The organism is Psychrobacter sp. FME5, assembly GCF_014861375.1.
GTDB lineage: Bacteria > Pseudomonadota > Gammaproteobacteria > Pseudomonadales > Moraxellaceae > Psychrobacter.
In genome coordinates, this window is record NZ_RRYX01000274.1 from 1 (window position 1) to 480 (window position 480).

1 protein-coding gene is annotated in these 480 nt (G+C 41.7%); it reads left to right on the top strand.

Annotated elements, in window-relative coordinates:
- Positions 1-136: 136 nt before the first annotated feature.
- Positions 137-480, top strand: a 344-nt coding sequence (locus EI161_RS14660; RefSeq protein ID WP_192529357.1) for an IS1 family transposase, incomplete at its 3' end; no start/stop codon positions are given.

Below are 480 nucleotides of genomic sequence, written 5' to 3' on the forward strand. Positions count from 1 at the left end.
TTCTATGTCAATTATGGCTATGTCTGATGCCAGCATACTTTTTAGAACACCACCGTACTATTGGTGGTGTATCAAAAAGTATGCTGGAGTAATAAAAGAAGGGTGACAGCCGAAGCAAGATGATATATTTGAGGTTATGAAGACACAAATACAGATCAATTGCCCCGACTGTCACAGTCCCAGTTTTTCGATACACGGCAAAAAAAGCTATGGCAAGCAGAACTACCAGTGCAAGGACTGCAAACGTCAATTCATTGGCGACCATGCCTTAACTTATCATGGCTGTCACTCTAAAATAGAAGACATCATACGGCTAATGACGGTTAGAGGTTGCGGCGTCAGAGACATAGCCGTTATAGCCTCTATTAGTATTGGTAAAGTCCTTAGCACCATAGGCTCATCGGTCTATAAGATTACACCTAAAAAGCGCTATTATGAACGCTTAGAGGTTGATGAGTTTTGGACTTACGTGTATCGCAA